The sequence below is a fragment of the Rhizobium sp. IBUN genome (genome assembly GCF_000510625.1).
In the GTDB taxonomy this organism is placed as follows: domain Bacteria; phylum Pseudomonadota; class Alphaproteobacteria; order Rhizobiales; family Rhizobiaceae; genus Rhizobium; species Rhizobium altiplani.
Genome location: NZ_AZNV01000036.1, coordinates 1 through 19575, shown reverse-complemented (window position 1 = coordinate 19575; position 19575 = coordinate 1). Strand labels below are relative to the sequence as shown.

At 60.1% G+C, this 19575-nt stretch carries 18 protein-coding genes; 9 read left to right on the top strand and 9 right to left on the bottom strand.

Annotated features, from left to right (window positions below; genetic code table 11):
- Positions 1 to 62: 62 nt before the first annotated feature.
- The 3 genes from RHIBUN_RS0125320 to RHIBUN_RS0125310 form a co-directional block, all read right to left on the bottom strand.
- A complete protein-coding gene (locus RHIBUN_RS0125320; protein WP_025661714.1) occupies positions 63 to 3320 on the bottom strand; it encodes an adenylate/guanylate cyclase domain-containing protein in 3258 nt (1085 codons plus the stop codon).
- Positions 3321 to 3442: 122 nt separating this feature from the next.
- Positions 3443 to 4894 (bottom strand): hypothetical protein, encoded by a 1452-nt coding sequence (locus RHIBUN_RS0125315; protein WP_025661713.1) that lies wholly within the window; start codon positions 4892 to 4894, stop codon positions 3443 to 3445.
- A gap of 83 nt (positions 4895 to 4977) precedes the next feature.
- Positions 4978 to 7056, bottom strand: a complete 2079-nt coding sequence (locus tag RHIBUN_RS0125310; RefSeq protein WP_025661712.1) for an EAL domain-containing protein — start codon at positions 7054 to 7056, stop codon at positions 4978 to 4980.
- Between the two features lie 337 nt (positions 7057 to 7393).
- Between RHIBUN_RS0125310 and RHIBUN_RS0125300 the strand changes: the two genes are divergently transcribed.
- The 5 genes from RHIBUN_RS0125300 to RHIBUN_RS0125280 all read left to right on the top strand — a co-directional run bounded on the left by RHIBUN_RS0125300 (position 7394) and on the right by RHIBUN_RS0125280 (position 12616).
- Entirely contained in the window at positions 7394 to 8008 is a 615-nt protein-coding gene (locus tag RHIBUN_RS0125300; RefSeq protein ID WP_018857233.1) for a 50S ribosomal protein L25/general stress protein Ctc, read from the top strand.
- Positions 8009 to 8194: 186 nt separating this feature from the next.
- Entirely contained in the window at positions 8195 to 10555 is a 2361-nt protein-coding gene (locus tag RHIBUN_RS0125295; protein WP_025661711.1) for an EAL domain-containing protein, read from the top strand.
- Between the two features lie 22 nt (positions 10556 to 10577).
- The gene (locus RHIBUN_RS0125290) at positions 10578 to 11297 is read left to right on the top strand and encodes a transporter substrate-binding domain-containing protein (RefSeq protein ID WP_018857235.1); all 720 of its coding nucleotides are present in this window, start codon (positions 10578 to 10580) and stop codon (positions 11295 to 11297) included.
- Between the two features lie 90 nt (positions 11298 to 11387).
- Positions 11388 to 12104 (top strand): aminoacyl-tRNA hydrolase, encoded by a 717-nt coding sequence (pth, locus tag RHIBUN_RS0125285; protein ID WP_018857236.1) that lies wholly within the window; start codon positions 11388 to 11390, stop codon positions 12102 to 12104.
- Positions 12105 to 12106: 2 nt separating this feature from the next.
- Positions 12107 to 12616, top strand: a complete 510-nt coding sequence (locus tag RHIBUN_RS0125280; protein WP_025661710.1) for a GNAT family N-acetyltransferase — start codon at positions 12107 to 12109, stop codon at positions 12614 to 12616.
- Here the strand turns inward: RHIBUN_RS0125280 and clpS are convergent.
- Positions 12562 to 12873 (bottom strand): ATP-dependent Clp protease adapter ClpS, encoded by a 312-nt coding sequence (gene clpS / locus RHIBUN_RS0125275; protein WP_025661709.1) that lies wholly within the window; start codon positions 12871 to 12873, stop codon positions 12562 to 12564. The two genes, RHIBUN_RS0125280 and clpS, sit on opposite strands and share 55 nt — an antisense overlap.
- Positions 12874 to 13054: 181 nt before the next feature.
- Here clpS and ychF point away from each other — a divergent pair, with 181 nt between their 5' ends.
- A complete protein-coding gene (ychF, locus tag RHIBUN_RS0125270; protein WP_018857239.1) occupies positions 13055 to 14158 on the top strand; it encodes a redox-regulated ATPase YchF in 1104 nt (367 codons plus the stop codon).
- A 23-nt stretch (positions 14159 to 14181) separates the two neighbouring features.
- On the opposite strand, the gene RHIBUN_RS0125265 is transcribed toward ychF, so the two are convergent.
- Positions 14182 to 15261, bottom strand: coding sequence for a hypothetical protein (locus RHIBUN_RS0125265; RefSeq protein WP_025661708.1), 1080 nt, complete (start codon positions 15259 to 15261; stop codon positions 14182 to 14184).
- A gap of 81 nt (positions 15262 to 15342) precedes the next feature.
- Between RHIBUN_RS0125265 and RHIBUN_RS0125260 the strand changes: the two genes are divergently transcribed.
- Positions 15343 to 15813: a MaoC family dehydratase gene (locus tag RHIBUN_RS0125260; protein WP_025661707.1), complete on the top strand. Its 471-nt coding sequence runs from the start codon at positions 15343 to 15345 to the stop codon at positions 15811 to 15813.
- On the top strand, positions 15810 to 16277 hold the full coding sequence (locus RHIBUN_RS0125255; protein WP_025661706.1) for a MaoC family dehydratase: 468 nt from the start codon (positions 15810 to 15812) through the stop codon (positions 16275 to 16277). Before RHIBUN_RS0125260 ends, RHIBUN_RS0125255 begins: the two co-directional genes overlap by 4 nt.
- 9 nt (positions 16278 to 16286) lie before the next feature.
- Here the strand turns inward: RHIBUN_RS0125255 and RHIBUN_RS0125250 are convergent, their stop codons facing one another.
- Complete coding sequence (locus RHIBUN_RS0125250; protein ID WP_018857243.1) at positions 16287 to 16829, bottom strand: adenine phosphoribosyltransferase; 543 nt, start codon at positions 16827 to 16829, stop codon at positions 16287 to 16289.
- Between the two features lie 117 nt (positions 16830 to 16946).
- Positions 16947 to 17840, bottom strand: coding sequence for a cytochrome c1 (locus RHIBUN_RS0125245; RefSeq protein WP_025661705.1), 894 nt, complete (start codon positions 17838 to 17840; stop codon positions 16947 to 16949).
- 347 nt (positions 17841 to 18187) lie between these two features.
- On the opposite strand from RHIBUN_RS0125245, the gene RHIBUN_RS35685 reads away from it, so the two are divergent.
- Positions 18188 to 18445: a type II toxin-antitoxin system VapB family antitoxin gene (locus RHIBUN_RS35685; RefSeq protein WP_084659811.1), complete on the top strand. Its 258-nt coding sequence runs from the start codon at positions 18188 to 18190 to the stop codon at positions 18443 to 18445.
- A gap of 566 nt (positions 18446 to 19011) precedes the next feature.
- Here the strand turns inward: RHIBUN_RS35685 and RHIBUN_RS0125235 are convergent.
- Positions 19012 to 19161 (bottom strand): twin-arginine translocase TatA/TatE family subunit, encoded by a 150-nt coding sequence (locus tag RHIBUN_RS0125235; RefSeq protein WP_018860191.1) that lies wholly within the window; start codon positions 19159 to 19161, stop codon positions 19012 to 19014.
- Between the two features lie 138 nt (positions 19162 to 19299).
- The coding region (locus tag RHIBUN_RS33925) for a cytochrome c1 (RefSeq protein WP_245271718.1) at positions 19300 to 19575 on the bottom strand (276 nt) is incomplete at its 5' end.

Below are 19575 nucleotides of genomic sequence, written 5' to 3'. Positions count from 1 at the left end.
GCGAGCAAGCCGAGCAGAAGAAAAAATAGCGAAAACTCAGCACCTTACCTGCCGGCATTGATTCAATCCAGGAAGGGCAGCACGACCAGCGCGTCGGGATCCAGCCCATGCCTGACGCAAACATCCTGCGCGAGCGAAAAGTAGCGCTCCGCCTCGGCCATATCGTCCTTTTCCAGGTTCAACGTCGCAAGCCCATCATAGCATGGAAAGAGAAGCTGTGGCTCGCCGATTTCACGCGCGAGCTGAAGCGCTTCCTCGTAGTAGTTCCGAGCCAAGTCTGGTTCCCCGTGACACTGATGGATCTGTCCGAGCACGATGAGGGGCACCGCCAGGTGATCGCGCTGATCCAGCGCCCGGTCGATCTCGATCGCTCTTTCAGCCGCCGGCACTCCCTCCTTGGCACAGTTGTCGGTGAAGGTGCAGCAGGCGACCGCGAGGTTGGCGAAAAGCCGGGCTTGAAAACCGAGGTCGGAGATGCGCTTGGCAACATCGAGGCCCTGGCGACACACATCGATGGCACGCCGCGGATCGACGATCGTATAGAGAACGCCGAGATTGGAATAGGCGCGACAGGCCGCGCCGAGAAGCCCCGCCGTTTCGGCAACCTCCAGACTTCGCTCGACTTCGCGCACCGCCTCGCGGTGCCGCCCCAGCCGCGCCAGCGCCACCCCCTTTGTATTCAGCGCCTCCGCTCGCACCTGCGCAGCTTCCGAGGCCACGGAGCCTTCCCCATCCAATGTTGCAGTGTTGAGGCAGGACAGTGCATCATCGGCCCAACGCGCGGCAGCGTTCTGATCGCCCTTGCGGAAGGCCAGATGCCCACGCTCCTGAAGCAGATGGGCGAGTTCGATGGGTGCATTGCTCTCGCTCAACAGCGAGGCGGCCTGCGCATAGTCGGCGTCCGCAAGATCACTTCTGCCCGCAGCAAGATTGAGGCGGCCGAGCTTGCGCAGGATCCGCGCCGCACCCGGCTGATCACCAGCTTCCTTTAAGGTCGTCAGTGCGCGGCCATAGTGTTCGCGGGCCGTTTCCCGCTCTCCCGCCGGCCCGCAGAGATCAGCGAACCGTTCATGAAGAGCAAGCAACTCCGAACCGGCTTGCGGGTTATCCGAAATTGCCGCAAGCGCCTCGCGGTAGAGGCGCATCGCATCGTCGTTTGCGTAGGTCTTGCGGGCCAAATCGCCCGCGGCCATGAGGTATCGGACGCCCTTGCTCACCTCGTCGGCCCGGCAGTAGTGACGGCCGAGTTGTGCGATATCCTCGAGTCGAGCGGGTATGCCGTAATGTATTCTCTCGATCGCGGCCCCGATACGGGCATGCAGCTCCTTGCGGCGCTGTAGCAAGAGATTGCCATAGATGGCATCGTGCAATAGCTGCTGCGGGAAGCAATAAGAGATCGCCTTTGCCGAAGCAGCACCAGGCGTTTCCTCAACGACCTCGGCCTCGCAGAGATAATCCAGCCCACGCTCGACACGCTCTGCATCCGATGCGACGGCGCGAAGCAATGCCAGATCGAAGCGTGGACCTATAACGGCAGCTTCCTGCGCCAAACGCTTGACGTCGGGCGGCAGGCGGTCGACGCGCGCCAGCAGCATCGCCTGCAGGTTCATCGGCACCTCGGTTCCCATTTCGCCACCCGCCATGCGCCAGCATCCGTTCTCGAAATGAAGTGCCTCGGTCTCGATCAGCGCCCGTACGATCTCCTCGATAAACAGCGGATTGCCGCCCGCTCGCGCGAGAATTCGTGAGCGCGTCTTCGCAGGCACGGAACTGTCCACGCCAAAGAATTGCGTCAGCAGAGCCTCGCCATCCTTACTCGAAAGCGGCGCGAGCCGCATGACGGTGCGGTTGATCCGGCTTGACTCCAGGCCTTCGCCCTCGGCAACCGACCGCCCTGTCGTCAGCATCATCAGGCGCGTACGTTCGAGCCGGTCCAGGACGAAGCGTAGCGCCTCGATCGAAGCGGCATCCGCCCAATGGAGATCCTCTACCACCAGCAGCAGTGGGCTTAGCGACAGCCGCCGTTCAAAAATCGTACGCGTGGCGTAAAAGATCTGCCGCCGCAACTGCTCTGGCTCGACATACCGCAGCGCTCCATCCGGATCGCCGAGGCCCAAGACATGAGAAAGGAGCGGCGTCAGACCCGCGACCTCGCTCTCGCTAAAACCAAGGTCGACCAATCCCGCCGCCAGCAGTTCGGCCGTCCGGGCTGCGGTTTCCCGCTCAGCTATCCCGTAGGCGCTGCGCAGAACCGATGCTAGCGTCCCATAGGATTGCTCCCCGAGGGGTGAGCAGACGGCACGCCGTACCACCACCTGCCTGAACCGCTCGGCTTCGGCGACGTTCTGCAGAAACTCCTTGACCAATCTTGACTTGCCGATGCCAGCCTCACCGACGAGCTGGACGAGTTGCGCATTGCCGCCACTGGCGCGATCCAGGCAATTGGACATCCGCGACAGTTCCGAGTCACGCCCGATGAGTTCGGCGTGCAGGCCTAGGCTTTCCAAACCGCGCGCGGCGTGAGGCGTCTCCATCCGTCCGAGGAGACGATGTACCTGTACATTTCCCGTCTTCCCGCGAAGGGCAAGCGAACCGAGATTGTCGAACGCGAACGCGTGCCGCGTCAGACGGTAGGTTACCGGGCCTACCAGTATCTCGCCTGGACCCGCCATCGTTTGCAATCGTTGGGCCGTATTCACTGTATCGCCGGTCACCGAGTAGGATCGCGCAGCCGCCGCTCCGAAACCACCGCTGACCACCGGCCCTGTGTTGATGCCGACATGCAGCTGCAGCGGATCTCCACCGGCCAGATCCAGCCATTTGGCGCCAAGGCGGTCAGCACCCGCAATCATGTCGAGTGCTGCGCAAAGGGCACGATCGGGATCGTCCTCATGTGCTGTCGGGGCCCCGAACAGCGCAAGCAACGCGTCACCGACAAACTTGTCAACATAGCCGCCATAAGCCTCTACGGCCCGCGTCAACTCCTCGAACAGTTCGTTCTGCAGCGAGCGCATCAGTTCCGGGTCAGTTCTCTCGCTGAGCGCAGTAAAGCCGCAGAGATCGGCAAACAGAACGGTCAGCGGACGCCGGTCGGCGGCATCGTCAGGCATCGATGTAGGCGGGACTGTACGCGGCGGCGGTTCGGCAGGAACTGCACGACCTTCGGCCGGGCCAAGAGGTGTTCCACATTTTGGGCAAAACGCAAAATCGGGCTGGCATGTCTCGCCACATGAGGCGCAGACGATCGGTTGTCTTGCGCCGCACTTCGGGCAGAACGCAAAACTACTTTCGATCGCAAAACCACAGGCGGCACAATTCATCGGCCTGCCTCTCTGAGCGCACCGGCCTCACCTAGAGAGCCGACACTGGCAGCACAGCATGGACCTGCCGGGGGCGCCCCGCAAGGCCCCTCGCCTTGAGCTGCAAGGCTAACGTAGCAGGCTCAATCCGCGCCCTTGATGACCTGGCCGTTGATCGTGACGGAGCCGTTTTGCGCAACGCTGATATCCCAGCGTTGACGCCCGTCGGGATCAGTCTTCGCAAAGCCCTTGGCCATCATCAGGCCGAACGACACCTGATTGAGCTCGGCGTTGGTCTTCGCAAGCTCCTGAACGGCGGCAATCGTCTTGTCGAGATCACGCGCCAGAACCGTCGCTTCCATGGAATAATCCTTGGAAGTATCGACCCGTCCGCGGACCTTTGCGGAAATCTCGGCATCGTAAACGCTCGAGACCGCGGTGATCTTCGGGAACTCCATGACCAATTCGCCGCCCTTGAAGAGCCGCTCGACCGCCTTCTTGCCGCTGTCTTCTGACGATGCGCCGCTGAAATCGACCTTGAGAAACTCATCGCCGAACGCCGCAAAATCCATGTTGGGTATCGCCAACTGCAGCTGCAATTGCCGGGGCACGAAGTCTGAATAGGCCGCAGGAACGATCGCGCTCGCGAAACTTATTTGATCCGCCGTCACACCCACTCCAAAGCGCGTCGCGTCGGTCGCGCCGTCGAGTGCAACCTCATAATTGAGGTTCTTGGCGCCACCGTTACCCGCGGCACTCGACACTGTGAGATTGTTGAAGTCGATCGTTTCGTTGAAGCTCGTCAGCAACGGAAACGCGTCACGAAGCATTTCCTTCAACTTCTCGCCGTCCGCCACAGCAAGTTTCTTCTCGTCGGCGTGGTCGGCCACGAACATGATGATGTCGCGAACCTTGTTCACGGGCAGGCCGTTCACCGCCGCTGCGAAATCGATTGTGTCAGCGCGGATTTCGACCGGAGGCACTTCGCGACTGCTGATCTTCTCTAGGAATCCCGCGGCCGAGCCGCTGGTGGCAAAATTCGTCGTGCCGGCCGCAGCACCCTCCGACGACGTCAGTTTGTATTTCATGCTATCAAAGCCGGCGCTTACTTCCTCGGCTTCGGTCTTGGATGAGAAATTCACGGCCTTCGTAGAGAAGTCGCCCGAGCGGAGATAGCCGATCGCCGGGTCGAAAACGCCACTGAAAATGAAGGTCTCGATGATGTAGGCAAATTCCGTCTTTGGCTGTCCCGACGCCTTGAAGCTGCCAGACACATTGAGGGAATTGTTCCCCTCCACGCTCCACAGACCGGTATCCAATCGCGTTGCGAACATCGACCAGGGCGTCAAGCCGGTGACTGTAAAGCTGCCCGGATCGATGCTCTTCAGAAGCTTCGCAAAATCATAGATGATCTCGTAGCGTGTCCCAGCCGGATTGACGGTCACGAAACCGTCTTTCGCCACTCTCTTCGGCAGCAGTCTCGTCAGGCTTTCTTGAACCTGCTTGGCCCCAGCCTGGTTGATGTCAGCGGCATAGGCCGCAGATGCCAAGGCGAGCGCGATCGTACTCGTTGCCGCAATAAGATTGAGCCGCATATCCGAACTCCTCCGCCGCTTGTGTTTTGCGAGCATGTGAGGTTTCCACGCGGCGGATGTCAAGCCGTGTTGCAGTGCGGTGGTCAGTCCGCCGCATCGGCCCTCGAAGCAACGACCTGGCGATCTGTCGCGCCTGTTCCATCGCCATTGACGAGGGCCTCGATGTCTGGACGTGGCATCGGCTTTCCGAAGAGGAAGCCCTGCACCTGAAGGCAACCTTCGCGGCGAAGGAAATCGACGTGCTCTTCGCGTTCTACGCCTTCGGCGAGAACCGGAATATCAAGGCTCTGTGCAAGAATGAGCGTTGAGCGAACGATCGCTGCCGACTGCTTGTTGGTGACGACGCCATCGACAAAAGCACGGTCGATCTTGATCTTGTCGAACGGGAAGCTCTGAAGCGTGGAGAGAGACGAATAGCCGGTGCCGTAGTCGTCCATTGCCACCTTGACGCCGAGCTCCTTCAGCCGGCGGATGGCGTTCAACGCGTGCCCGTGGTCGGCAATGATGCCGGTCTCCGTAATCTCGAGTTCGAGGCGTGGCGGCACCAGACCCGTTTCGGCGAGAATCTGCTGTACAATCTGCGGCAGGCGGCTGTCTGCGAGCTGTTGGGCCGCGACATTAACCGCTATGCTCAAGGGGTTCTTCCAGCTGGCCGCTTCCACGCAGGCGTTACGCAACACCCATTCGCCGAGCTCCATGATGAAACCCGTTTTCTCGGCGATCGGGATGAATTCGACCGGCGAGATGTAGCCGCGCGTCGGGTGTTTCCAGCGCAGCAACACCTCGAAACCCAACACCGCACGTGTCATGGTATCGTTCTGCTGCTGATAAAAGAGTTCGAATTCGCCCCTCTTCAGCCCTTCGCGCATCTCGATCGCCAGCGCACTTCGTTCCCGCGCTGCTTCGTCCATCGAGGGATCGTAAAAGCAGATACTGCTCCCTGCCGTCGTCTTGGCACGATACATGGCAACGTCAGCCTGCGAAAGCAGGTCATCGACGGTGCGCGCCTTATCCGGAAAGCTGGAGATGCCGATGCTGGACCCGACGCTAAGCGACTGGCCGTTCCACTCGACCGGTCGCTCGATCTCGTCGAGCAGGCGCTGCGCAACACTTCTGGCCTCGGAGCGGCCAACGTGATCGCGCATGACGACCACAAATTCATCGCCGCCGATCCGGGCCACGAACTGTCCCTTTTGCATGACCTTCACCAGCCGCTCGCCGATCGCCCGCAGCACGGCGTCGCCAGCCGCGTGACCATGCACATCGTTGATCTCCTTGAAACGATCGAGGTCGAAGCAGAGAGCGGCGACATTCCAGCCGATTTCATGGGTCCGTTTGGTCACGGTGGCGAGATGTTCGTTCAACGCCGCGCGGTTTGCGAGGTTCGTCAGTGGATCGTGAAGCGAGAGATGACGATAGCGAGCGACGGCCGCTTCCGTCGACTGCATGTCGATAATGTAGGTGGATGCTCCGAGGAGCAGGATGATGACCATGACGGTACCGACCAAGCTGGTCATCACGCCCACCGAGAGAATTTCTCGAGGAACTGCGACCGTCACATCCGGGACGATCGTCATGCCCGCCATGCCGAGGAAATGCGTGGAAACGATCGCAAGGATCAGCGGCAAGGCCGCCCCAACCGGGCTGAAGCGCGCCGTCGGCCGTACAACCCGGCGCGCCATGAGCGCGCCAAAACCGGCCGCCGCAATCAGCGAAGTAACGACATAGGCAGTATTCCATTGGACCTCGCCGGCCACCTTGTAGCCGGCAATACCGACGTAATGCATCGCTGCGACACCAAGGCCGACGATTGCGCCCCCGGCCTCGACAAGCGCGTCCTGGCTTCGCATCGAGGCGACCGAAAAGCCGATCATGGCGGAGGCGATGCCGGTGAAAAGCGACAGCAGCGTCAGATCCGACTCATAACCGCTGAGCGTCGGCGCGCGGAAGCCAAGCATGGCGATGAAATGGGTCGTCCAAATTGTCGCGCCGCCGACGAACCCTGACAGGAACAGCCAATTGAATTTCTGGAACCCATGGGTGCGCCGAACCCGCGAAAAAAGCCTTACCGTGAGTAGCGAGCCAAGCAGGCAGATCACGGTTGCAAAGATCAGGTGCGGCCAGCTGTGTTCGGCTGCAATGCAGGTAAAGAGACGTGGCATCGGAGAGACCAGGTTGCGTTTTGGCCTTCATAACCGCGCCGACATTTTGTATTACTTAATCTCTGGGGGAAATCCGGCCGTATAGTTAAGCCTTCGCGATCCGCTTCAACTTCTGCAACCGTTGCCTGGTACCACTCGCCAAGTGCTTGTCCCGCACCATGATCCGCGCCACCAGTAAGGCACCAGCTTGCGTTTCCGTCACATCTATACTATAGCGCACGCGTCCGCGCAGACACCCTTGGAGGCAACGCGGATGAGGATGGGGTAACCCGCCTCCAGTTCCGCGGCAAGCATAGGCCTCCGCGGGGCTCTCCAAATAACCTCGGAAGGAAAAGTCATGAGCCACGAAAGCTACGAGCTCAAGGCCGAGGCGCGCGAACGGGTTGGTAAGGGGTCCGCCCGTGAACTTCGCCGCAACGGTTTGATTCCCGCTGTCATCTATGGTGACAAGCAGGCCCCCATTTCTATCGCTCTCAACACCAATGAGGTGACGAAGCGCATTCATGCCGGTGGTTTCATGACCACGATCGCGACCATCGAGGTCGACGGCAAGAAGTACAAGGTTCTGCCGAAGGACTACCAGCTGGATCCCGTCCGTGACTTCACGATGCACGTGGACTTCCTGCGCGTTTCCGGCAACACCCAGGTCACGGTTGAAATCCCGGTTCACTTCATCAACGAAGAGAAGTCCCAGGGTCTCAAGGCTGGCGGCGTCCTGAACATCGTTCGTCACGAAATCGAAGTTCACTGCCCGGCTGATGCGATCCCGGAATTCTTCAACGTTGACCTGAACGGCAAGAAGATCGGCGACAGCATCCACATTTCCGACCTTACCCTGCCGAAGGGTGTAACGCCGACCATTTCCGATCGCGACTTCACGATTGCGACGGTCATCGCCCCGGCTGGCGGCGTTGACGAAACGGTTGCAGAAGAAGGCGAAGCAGAAGCCTGATCGCTTCCATAATTTGTAAAGCATAGGGCCCGCTTTCTCTCGAAGGCGGGCCCTTTTCATTGGTTGCAAGGAGCCTGTTTCAGCAACATTTAATACATTTCATGGAAGCATGCCGGTACGTTTTTGAAAGACCCACGGGCGTCGAAAACCGTGAATGCAAAGTGCGGATGGGAGCAAAACGGAACAATGCACAATTCCGTTGAAAATCGTTTTTTGGCAATCATTTGCGGAGCTTTGCTGCTCTTCGTTGCTCCACTGTTCGTCCTTTTTCTTTTTCTTTCTTCCGAGCGCGCAGACAAGGAAATACGCGACCACATCTCGGTTCTTCTTGTCGCCAATTCTCAGGCCCTCGCCAAGCCGCTCTGGGACCTTGATGATGACAGCGTGACGCAGATCAGCGCGACGATCGTTTCGCAGGGCGCGATCGTCAAGGTCCAGGTTCGCGACCAGTCCGGCCAGCTGGACGTCACGCAGTCGACCATACCGAAGTCGTTCAACGGCAACCTCGTCCAGGTGTCGCGCGCGATCATATACAACACGATCGACGGCCCGAAGAACCTGGGCACGATCTCCGTGTTCTATCCAGCGCTCGGTCTCTTCTCCGGCCTCAAGCACGAAGAGATCGTCTTCATGTCGATCTTCATCTTCGCGGTGCTGGCCGTCTTCAGCGCCGCCTTGATCGGCAATCGAATCTTCATCATCCGGCCACTGATGCGCCTGACGGCAGCCGTCGAGGCAACCCGCCAGCTGGGCTCGCGTCATCACGTCAACTGGCAATCGAACGACGAGATGGGACGCCTCGCCAGCGGCTTCAATGAGATGCAGTCGAAGCTCGAAAGCGAGGAGCGCGAATTGAAGCTCGCGCATCGCCGTGCCGTCGACATTTACGACCTGACGCCGGCGATGCTGTTCTCGCTCGACGAGGATGACCGCATAACCGCGGTCAGCGACTATTGGCTCGTCGCGACCGGCTATGAGCGGCCGCAGGTGGTCGGCCGCAGGTTTGCAGACCTCGTTACACCAGATACGCGTGAGGCCTTCCTCGGGCGCAAGAATGACCTCGATGGCAGCGCCGCATTCGACGTGACGGTCAAGTTCATATGCGCCAGCGGCAGCATCATGGATGTGCTCATCCTCGAATCGACAGCAGCCACCGCGGGTCATGACCGGCTCTCGCTGTCGGTAATGACCGATGTCACCGAGCTGAAAGCTTCCGAGGCACGCAATCACGAGCAAGCAATCCGCGACCATCTGACCGGCCTGCTGAACCGTCAGGGTTTCGAGTCCGTGCTCGATACCAAAATTCAGCAGGCGGACGCGCTCGGTCAGGAACTTGCCTGCCTGTTCGTCGACCTCGACCGTTTCAAATGGATCAACGACAATCTCGGCCATGCCGAGGGTGACAGGGCTCTTCGGGAGTTTGTCGACCGATTGAGGATGCATCTGGCGCCATCGGACCAGGCGGCACGCCTGGGCGGCGACGAATTCGCAATCCTTCTGCCGGCAAAAGATGCCGCGCGGCGGGCGGGCGCGATGGCCGATCAGATCGCCTCCATCTTTGTCGAGCCGTTCGGTCCGGACCTGCACTTGAGCGCCAGCGTCGGCATTGCCATCTACCCGCGTCATGCCGCGAACGCTGCCGAGCTGTTGCAGAAGTCTGACATGGCCATGTACGCGAAGAAGCGCGACGGCAAGAACGGTGCGCAGCTCTTCGACAACCGCATGATGGACCATACTAGGGCTCGCGCCGAAATCGAGACCTACATCGAGGCAGGCCTCGCGGAGGATTGGTTCGACGCCTATTTGCAGCCGATTGTCAGCCTCAACGGCCGCGGAGTCGCCGGTTTTGAGGCGCTGATGCGCCTGAACCATCCGCAAAAGGGTTTGATGGCGCCGGCCGAGATCATCAATGTCGCGGAGGAGACGGGCAAGATCATTCGCGTCGGAAATGTCATTATGGAGAAGGCGATCGCCCACCTTGCAGCCATTTCCAGGCTGCCGGGCATGCAGGACAGCTATCTCGCCATCAACTTCTCTCCTTTGCAGTTCGAAGCCGCCCTGCCCGCGCGCCTTGCCGCATTGCTTGGCCGCCATGGCATCCTCCCGCAGCGCATCGTCGTCGAAATCACGGAGGCAGTGTTGATGCATAACAATCCGCTGATCCGCACTATCGTTACCGAGATGCGCCGCTTCGGCTGCCGGATTGCCCTCGACGACTTCGGCACGGGCTATTCGTCGCTGAGCTATCTCAATCGCTTCCCGGTCGACATCATCAAGATCGACCAGTCGTTCACCCGGTCAATAAACGACGCCAACGACGACGTTCGCCAGAAGAGCCGCACGCTGGTGGAGAGCATAACGACGCTGTCCCACAGGATGGGCTGCACCGTTATCGCCGAGGGTATCGAGACCGAGGACGAATGCCACACGCTGCGCGATATGGGCCTCGACTTCGGTCAGGGATACCTATTCCATCGTCCGCAGCATGCCGCCGCTCTGATCGAGCGCCTGTCAGCGTCGGGCCAGCTCATCGCACGAGCTTCGTGAACCGGGGAAGAAGAGCAACACGATGAAGAGACTGCTGCTTTCTATTCTGTTGAGCCTCGGTGCCTCGACACATGCCATTGCCGCCGGCGTCACACTCGCCACGGAGGAATACCCTCCCTTCAGCTACCGCGACGGAAAGACCGTAAAAGGCGCGTCGGTCGAGCAGGTCGAAAAAGTGATGAAGGACGCCGGGATCGACTACACGATCGAGATGATGCCTTGGGCCAGGGCCTACAATCTTGCCCAGACCACCCCTATGAGCTGCGTCTTTACGACCGCTCACAATGCGAAGCGCGACCCGATGTTCAAATGGGTCGAACCCTTGCTGGTCGATCGCAACATCCTCATCACCAGAACGGGCTCCGGCGTGGCAGCCAAGGATCTAGAGGAAGCCAAGAAGTATACGGTCGGTACCCAGCGCGAAGACTATACGGAGATGACACTGAAGGAGAGCGGCTTCACGAAGCTCGACGTCACCACTGACTTCAATTCGACGCTGCGCAAGCTGCTCAATGGCCGCATCGACATGATGCCTATCACCGAAATCTACTTCGAGAAGCTCAAGGCAGAACAACCCTTGGAGAAGGTCACGGTGCTTTCCACGCAACAAATGGGGATCGCCTGCGAAAAGGACTTCCCTGGCGACCTGCTGGCCAAGATGCAGGCGGCGCTGGACAAGCTGATTGCCGACGGCACGCAGAAGTCCATCTTCATCACGTATGGCCTGAGCCCCGCAGACTGATTTTTCAGCGTTTGCGGTCTCGCCGTCTTGACTTTGACGCCGTTTCGCGGTGGTGAACGCATAAAGCACATTGCAAGGAATGAACGAGCCATGCTTGTTATCGCGGGTCTCGGCAATCCCGGTGGCAAATACGCCGGAAACCGCCACAACATCGGCTTCATGGCCGTCGATGCCATCTACCGCCGCCATAGTTTTTCGCCCTGGTCGAAGAAGTTCAAGGCCGAGATCGCCGAAGGCGAAATTGCAGGCGAGAAGGTGCTGCTCATCAAGCCGCAGACCTATATGAACCTCTCGGGCGAAGCCGTCGGCGAGGCCATGCGCTTCTACAAGCTGCAGCCGGCCGACCTCGTCGCAATCTACGATGAACTCGACCTGCCGTCAGGCAAGGCACGCCTCAAGACGGGCGGCGGCCATGGCGGTCACAACGGCATCAAATCGCTCGACGCTCATTGTGGCAAGGAATATCGCCGCCTGCGGCTCGGCATCGGCCACCCTGGTGTCAAGGAATTGGTGCAGCATCACGTGCTCGGCGACTTCGCCAAGGCCGATCAGGCTTGGCTCGAGCCGTTGCTGGATGCACTTGCCGATAACGCCGACATGCTGGTTCGCAAGGAAGACTCCCAGCTGATGAACAAGCTGGCACTTGCACTCGGCGGCAAGGCCGAAGAAGAAACGCCGAAGCCAGAGAAAAAGCCGGTGGCGAAGTCTCATATCCGCGCGGCCCGCAACAACAACCAGCCGAAGTTGCCCACAACAGGACCAATGGCCGAAATGCTGAAGAAGATGTTCGGCAACAAGGGTGATTGAGTATGTCAATCGACGAACTCGTCATTCGTTCCGCCGAGGCCGCCGACCTTCCGAGCCTGCTTGCTCTCTACCATGACCTAAACCCTGCTGATCCGGTCATCGACCGCGAGCGTGCCGAAGAGCGGTTCGAAGCGATCCTCGCGCAACCGGGAATGACTGTCTTAGTCGGCATCGCGGGTCAGGCCGCCGCTTCGTCCGTGACGCTGATCGTCGTCCCCAACCTGACCAGGAATGGTGCATCCTATGCGCTGATCGAAAACGTCGTCACGGAGGCCCGCTACAGGCAGCGGGGCTACGGACGGGTGCTTCTCCAGCACGCCATCGAAACCGCATGGAAAGCAGGCTGTTACAAGGTGATGCTGCTAACCGGCTCGAAGGATCCTGCGACGCTGCGCTTCTACGAGAACTGCGGCTTCACGCAGGACAAGACAGGCTATCAGGTCCGGCGCGCCGACAACTACTCCTCCGGCTCCGCCGTCAACATCAGCGGAAAACCGGCCTCCTTGGCATAATCCATCGCCTCCTTGACCTTCGTCTCGGCGATATCCTTCGTGCAGACCACAACAACGCTTGATCCCATCTTGTGCGCCGTCATCATCACACGGTAGCCGGTCTCCTCACTCATGCGGAAGACGACCTTGAGGATCATCACCACGAATTCGCGCGGCGTGTAATCGTCATTGAAAAGGATCACCTTATAGAGCTTCGGCCGGTCCAGCTTCGGCTTCGACTTTGTCTTCGGTTTAAGGGCAATATCGTTGTCACTCATCGGAAACCCACCCGTTGATGACATGGAGAGGCGAGAACGTTCGCCGATGTCTATATTGCGCTGCAAGGGCGGGCGTTCAACCCCTCAGAATGCAAGAGACTTGCGCTAAAAGCTTGACCGCAAGGCGCGTTTTATCCCATAGCCAGCACCAACGAATTCAAGAACAGCAGGTTTTCAGGCCATGGGCTTCAAATGCGGTATCGTCGGTCTGCCGAATGTCGGCAAATCGACACTCTTCAACGCGCTCACCAAAACGGCAGCAGCGCAAGCGGCAAACTATCCCTTCTGCACGATCGAGCCGAACACCGGCGAAGTCGCCGTTCCAGATCCCCGCATGCAGAAGCTGGCGGCAATCGCCGGCTCCAAGGAAATCATCCCGACCCGCATCTCCTTCGTCGACATCGCCGGCTTGGTGCGCGGCGCGTCGAAGGGTGAAGGTCTCGGCAACAAGTTCCTCGCCAACATCCGGGAAGTCGATGCCGTCGTGCATGTGCTGCGCTGCTTCGAGGACGACGACATCACCCACGTCGAGGGCCGCATCAACCCGGTCGGCGATGCCGACACGATCGAGACCGAGCTGATGCTCGCCGACCTCGAAAGCCTTGAGCGCCGCGTCGAGCAGACCCGCAAGCGCGCCACCGGCAAAGACAAGGACTCGATGGCACAGCTGCCGGTCATGGAAGCCGTGATCAAGCTGCTGAACGAAGGCAAGCCCGCACGCCTGCTCTTGAAGACGCTGGCGGCCGAGGAGATCGAGATCCTCAAGGGCCTCAACCTCCTGACGTCGCATCCGGTCCTTTATGTCTGCAACGTCGCGGAAGCCGACGCTTCGACCGGCAACGAACACACAAAGGCAGTCGCCGCCATGGCCGAGAAGCAGGGCGCCGAATGCGTCATCATCTCGGCCGCGATCGAGTCCGAAGTGGCCCAGCTTCCCGAAGAAGAAGCAACCGAGTTCCTATCGGCGCTCGGCCTCGAGGAAGCCGGGCTGGACCGGCTGATCCGTGCCGGTTACCATCTGCTCGACCTGATCACCTATTTCACCGTCGGCCCCAAGGAAACCCGCGCCTGGACGATCGTTCGCGGCACCAAGGCGCCACAGGCTGCCGGCGTCATCCACACCGACTTCGAACGCGGCTTCATCCGCGCCTTCACCATCTCCTACGACGACTACATCAACTTCAAGGGTGAAGTCGGCGCCAAGGAAGCAGGCAAGGGCCGTGACGAAGGCAAGGAATATGTCGTCCAGGACGGCGACGTGATCCACTTCCGCTTCAACACCTAAAGCGGAACCGAGGCGACTGCCGCCTATGCCGGCGGCAGTTTCTCCTGGATCGCAACCGGCAGCCGGCGCATCACGAACCGCCGAAGCGGCATCCATCCGGTCCCAATGACGAGCACGATCACGCCAACGGTCAGAAGCGTGATGTAAATATAGGTATCGACGCGCGCGTCCCCCTGGCGGAAGATGCCGTAGACAGCAAAGCCCAGCGATACCAATCCCGATGTTACAAAGGCACGCCGGTCGATGACAAGCCCGATCAGCATGAGCGCGATGACGGTCGCGATGACCACCGGCGTGCGAAACGACACGGTCTGCAACGCGGCAAGCGTACCGCCGCTGAGCCCCGCAAGCGAAATGACGCTATAGAGCAAAGCCGGCGCGGCACCCAAATGAAGCCAGAAGGCAACGTCGGAATTGACTGTACGACGCAGCGGGTCCCGCAGGTCGAATGTCATGGCCAAGGCAAAAAGACCGACCGCACACGCGATCGCGATGATCGACAACACGTGCGGATGATTGACCTCGAACAGAGGATCGCCGGTCAGCCAGCCAAGCGCGCGCAGGACCAACTGCAGAAAGACCACAGCCGCCCCCATGATCGTCAGGGCAAGCGCGAGCGGTACGCGATAAAGCAGATAGAAGAGCCCCAGCACGACTGGAAAGGCAAGGGTGTACTGCAGCGCAACGTTGCCACCTATCGCAACGAAGGAAAGTGAGTCGTCCAGCCACTGCGCGGCCGAACTTGCCGTCCAGACGGCAAGTGCGATCGTTAGCGCAACGGCCGGCAACGCCAGCCTTTGACGCCGAACAAGGATCTCGGCAAGGACAACGATTGCCGGCAGCACGGCATAGATCGAAGCGATGCCCCAAAGGCCGGCCAAAGCTACGATGATGCCGATGGTTATCAGGACGTCGTGAAAGCCGCGCACGAAGCTCGGCGTTTCGGTATCCGAAAAAGGCGCCAACGGTCTGTGCAATTCGGGCGAAGGCTGATCGACCTTGACGCCGCGCGCAATCAGGAACGGCAGTAGCCGGTCAGCAGCCTGGCGCGCAATGATGCCTTCACGCTCAGCCTCATCGAGGATCAACTTCAGTTCTGGCATGTTCAAAATCTCGTGGGAATCGTTGAGTCGCGTCGAATGCTATTGTAGTCGTTCTGAAACTCCTACGAGGTGAAGAAGAATTTGTCCGATCAGAAACTCGCCTTTGAAGATTTTCAGCCGGGTCGGCGTTTTGCGCTCGGCCCGAGAGCAGTAACGGCAGAGGAGATCATCGAGTTCGCGCGCGAATTCGACCCGCAGCCGATGCATGTCGACGAGGCAGCGGGCCGCGCCAGCATTCTCGGTGGACTGGCGGCATCCGGCTGGCACACGTCCGCGCTGTTCATGCGCATGATGGCGGAGAGCTTTCTCGTCAATTCGTTCTCCCAAGGTGCGCCCGGTGTCGATTTCATGGAATGGCGAAAGCCTGTCCTTGCCGGCGATACGCTCTCCGGCCATTCGACGGTCATCGAGTCGCGCGCGCTGCGCTCGAGACCGGGCATCGGTATGGTGAAATTTCGCCACGAGGTCGAAAACCAGAAGGGCGAACTCGTCTGCCTCTCAGAGAACTCGATCATGTTCGCCCTGCGTGACATGCTGGAGAAGACCGCATGATCATGGCTGAACGCTACGCCAGTGGCGAAAAGACAGAAATCGGCAGCTACCTGTTCACGGCCGAGCGCATCGTACACTTCGCGGAGCGCTTCGACCCGCAGCGGTTCCATTTGGATGCCGAGGCAGCGAAGTCTTCGCTCTTTGGCGGCCTTTGCGCGTCGGGATGGCACACCTGCGCGGCATGGATGAAAACCTTCGTTGCCTACTGGAGCGCGGAATGCGTGCGACTGGCAAGCGAGGGTATCAAGCCGCCCAAGCTTGGCCCCTCTCCCGGCTTCACGAAACTTCAATGGCTCCGGCCGGTCTTCGCCGACGAGGAAGTGACCTATTCCGTCACGCTGCTTTCGAGCCGCCCGCTGGTGTCCCGCCCGGGGCGTCGCTTGAACACCATTTTTTGCGAGGGGGTGCTCGCTGACGGCACGCCGGTGGTCCGGTTCGAAAGCACCGTCATCGAATTTGAATAGTCGCGGGCCTCAGTGGCCCGCGAATTCCACCAGCGTGCGAACGTCCACGCCAAGCTCTTCCAGTTTTCGGCGACCGCCAAGGTCCGGCAGGTCGATGACGAAGCAGGCAGAAACAACCTCCGCCCCCATCTGCCGTAGAAGCTGCGTGGCGGCGACGGCCGTTCCTCCGGTCGCAATCAGGTCGTCGACGAGGATAACCTTCTCGCCCGGCTGAACAGCATCCAGGTGCATTTCCATCTCGTCCACGCCATATTCAAGGCTGTAAGCAACGCGCACCGTATCGCGTGGCAGTTTGCCTTTCTTCCGGATCGGCACAAACCCGGCGGAGAGCTGGTGTGCGACGGCTCCGCCCAGGATGAAGCCCCGCGCTTCGGTTCCGGCAATCTTGTCGATCTTCAGGCCCGCATAGGGTTGGACCAGTTCATCAACGGCGCGGCGGAAGGCACGCGGATTGCCGAGAAGCGTGGTAATGTCGCGAAAAATGATACCGGGCTTGGGGTAGTCCGGGATGGAGCGGATGCTGGCTGCTAGCTCCGAAATCGTATCACTCATGGAATGTCCGTATTCTGCAGGGCTTCAATTCGGCTGCACCCTATCAACTGCCAGTGCCGGAACCAACAAAAAAGGCGGCCCGAAGGCCGCCTTTCCCTAAACTCTGGGGCAAATCCCTCAGTGTTCCTTGTTTGCGTAGACGGAGCGCTTGGTCAGGTAGATCAGTCCGGAGAAGATGACCAGGAAGACCATGACCATGAAGCCGGTGCGCTTGCGCTCCTCGAGATGCGGCTCGGCGGCCCACATCAGGAAGGAAGCGACGTCCTTGGCGTACTGGTCGACCGTCGCCGGCGATCCGTCGTCATAGGTGACCTGGCCGTCGGAGAGCGGCTTTGGCATGGCGAGAGCGGCAGCACCGGCGAAGTACGGGTTGTAGTGCGTGCCCTCGGCCACCTGGACGCCGGCCGGCGGCTGCTGGTCGTAGCCGGTCAGCAGCGAGTAGATGTAGTCCGGACCGCCTTCCTGATAGCCGCCGACGAACGGGATCATGTCGATCAGGAACTGCGGGAAGCCGCGCTCGATGCCGCGCGCCTTGGCGATCAGCGAGAAGTCCGGCGGCGCCGCACCATTGTTGGCGGCAGCCGCCGCCTCGTGGTTCGGGAACGGCGACGGGAAATGGTCCGACGGAATGGCCTTGCGGGTGAACATGTCACCGCTGGCATTCGGGCCATCCTGAACCTCGTAGTTGGCGGCCAAGGCCTTCACCTGCGCGTCCGAGTAGCCGAGAGCTCCGAGCGTGCGGAACGGCACGAGGCTCATCGAGTGACAGGCGGCGCAGACTTCCGTGTAGACCTTCAGGCCGCGCTGCAGCTGGCCCTTGTCGTAATGGCCGAGCGGGCCGGCAAAGGTCCAGTGCTCATGCTTCGGATGCATGAGCGGATAGTGCGGCGTTGCGCCTTCGGCATGCTCTGCCGGCGCNGCNCCGTTCGGGGTGGNTTCCTNNGCNAGTGCCGCGCCGCTCAAACCAGCGACGACGGCCAGCGACAGGAGGCTGGTAACAAGCTTGTTCATGTGTCTCTTCCCTTCCTGTCGCACGCTCAGGCCTTGACCGGCTCGGCGGCCGCCACCTTGTTGCGCTTTTCCAGAANCAGGATCGACATCCAGGCGGCATGAGACGAGAGGCCGGCACGTCCGATCGCACCGACAGCCTCGGCATCGGTTTGAAGATCGTCAGACGGATAGCCGAATTGCACAGGGGCTCGTTTCGCCAGTCCACCTCGAAGCTGGGGCATGTCTCCGAGATAAGTTTCGCCGATCAACACCCGAAACTCGTTCCCTCCATCACGAGTTCGGACCAACTTGACAGGCCTCGGCTTCACAGCGAGAAAATCAATAAAACGTAGACTTTGGAGCCTGTCGTGTCCCTGAACATCAAAAACCCGGCCACCGTCGCGCTTGCCGACGAGCTTGCCCGCCGCCAGGGTATCAGCAAGACCGCCGCCATTCATCAGACCCTCAGCGAACGCCTGCATCGCCTGGGCTACGGCGATGGCACCCAGCAACGTCTCCTTAACGAACTGCGCCGGATCCGCGAAAGAGTGGCGCAATTGCCGGAATTGGACAATCGCAGCGACGAGGAGATCGTCGGCTTTGACGAGCACGGAATTCCGGGCTGATAATGATCGACACGTCTGCCATCGTCCATCCTGTGCAATGAGCCCGACGCCATCCGGCTTGGGTAGGCGCTGGTTTTCCATCCCGTTCGCCTGGTTCCCGACCTGTGTCCTCGAGGCGCGCGCATGGTGCGCTCGGCTGCGAGCAGCGCGTCGCCTACGAAGTGTTGCGAATAACCCTGCACACGATGCGTGACAAGCTTTCGGTGGATGACAATGCCAAGGTTGGCAACGTGCTGCTTCGAGGCGCCTCTACTTCGAAACATGGGACCCGATGAACACCCACGGGCCTGATGACCTTCGCGATCTGGCGACCTTGCCACTTACCGCTGCGTCGACGGAGACGTGTTCGCGAAGATCTTGACATTGTTCGAAACCCGACGCGGTCACAAGAAATCGACCAAGCTCGCCCTTGCGCTAAAGCTTTGCGCCACGTCTACCCTAAACAGTGATCCCCCTGCGCTGTTCGTCTGGGCACGCCAATTTGTCGCGACACTCCTGAAGGGAAATCGGCGTGGGCATGTTGGCCATTGAAGCGCCAATCGCTGCCGGGATCTCCGCCGGAAGGTCTATTCGTCCTTTTCGTCCTCGACGCCTTTCTTGAAGGCGCGAATACCCTGCGCCACGTCTCCCATTAGTTCCGGGATCTTTCCACGGCCAAATAGAAGTAGCACGATTGCAAGTACGATTAGCCAATGCCACGCGCTGAACGAACCCATTATTGAACTCCTGCCGCCGCACTGTTGATCGGGAGGCTTCCGCGCGGCTTCGAAAGCTGCATCACTCTATCGACTGCCCCTGGCACATCGTTGGCCTTAAGCAAAGAGAACCGTTTTGGAACGATGCTGCCAAATCCCTCAGTGTTCCTTGTTTGCGTAGACGGAGCGCTTGGTCAGGTAGATCAGTCCGGAGAAGATGACGAGGAAGACCATGACCATGAAGCCGGTGCGCTTGCGCTCCTCGAGATGCGGCTCGGCGGCCCACATCAGGAAGGAGGCGACGTCCTTGGCGTACTGGTCGACCGTCGCCGGCGATCCATCGTCATAGGTGACCTGGCCGTCGGAGAGCGGCTTTGGCATGGCGAGAGCGGCAGCACCGGCGAAGTACGGGTTGTAGTGCGTGCCCTCGGCCAC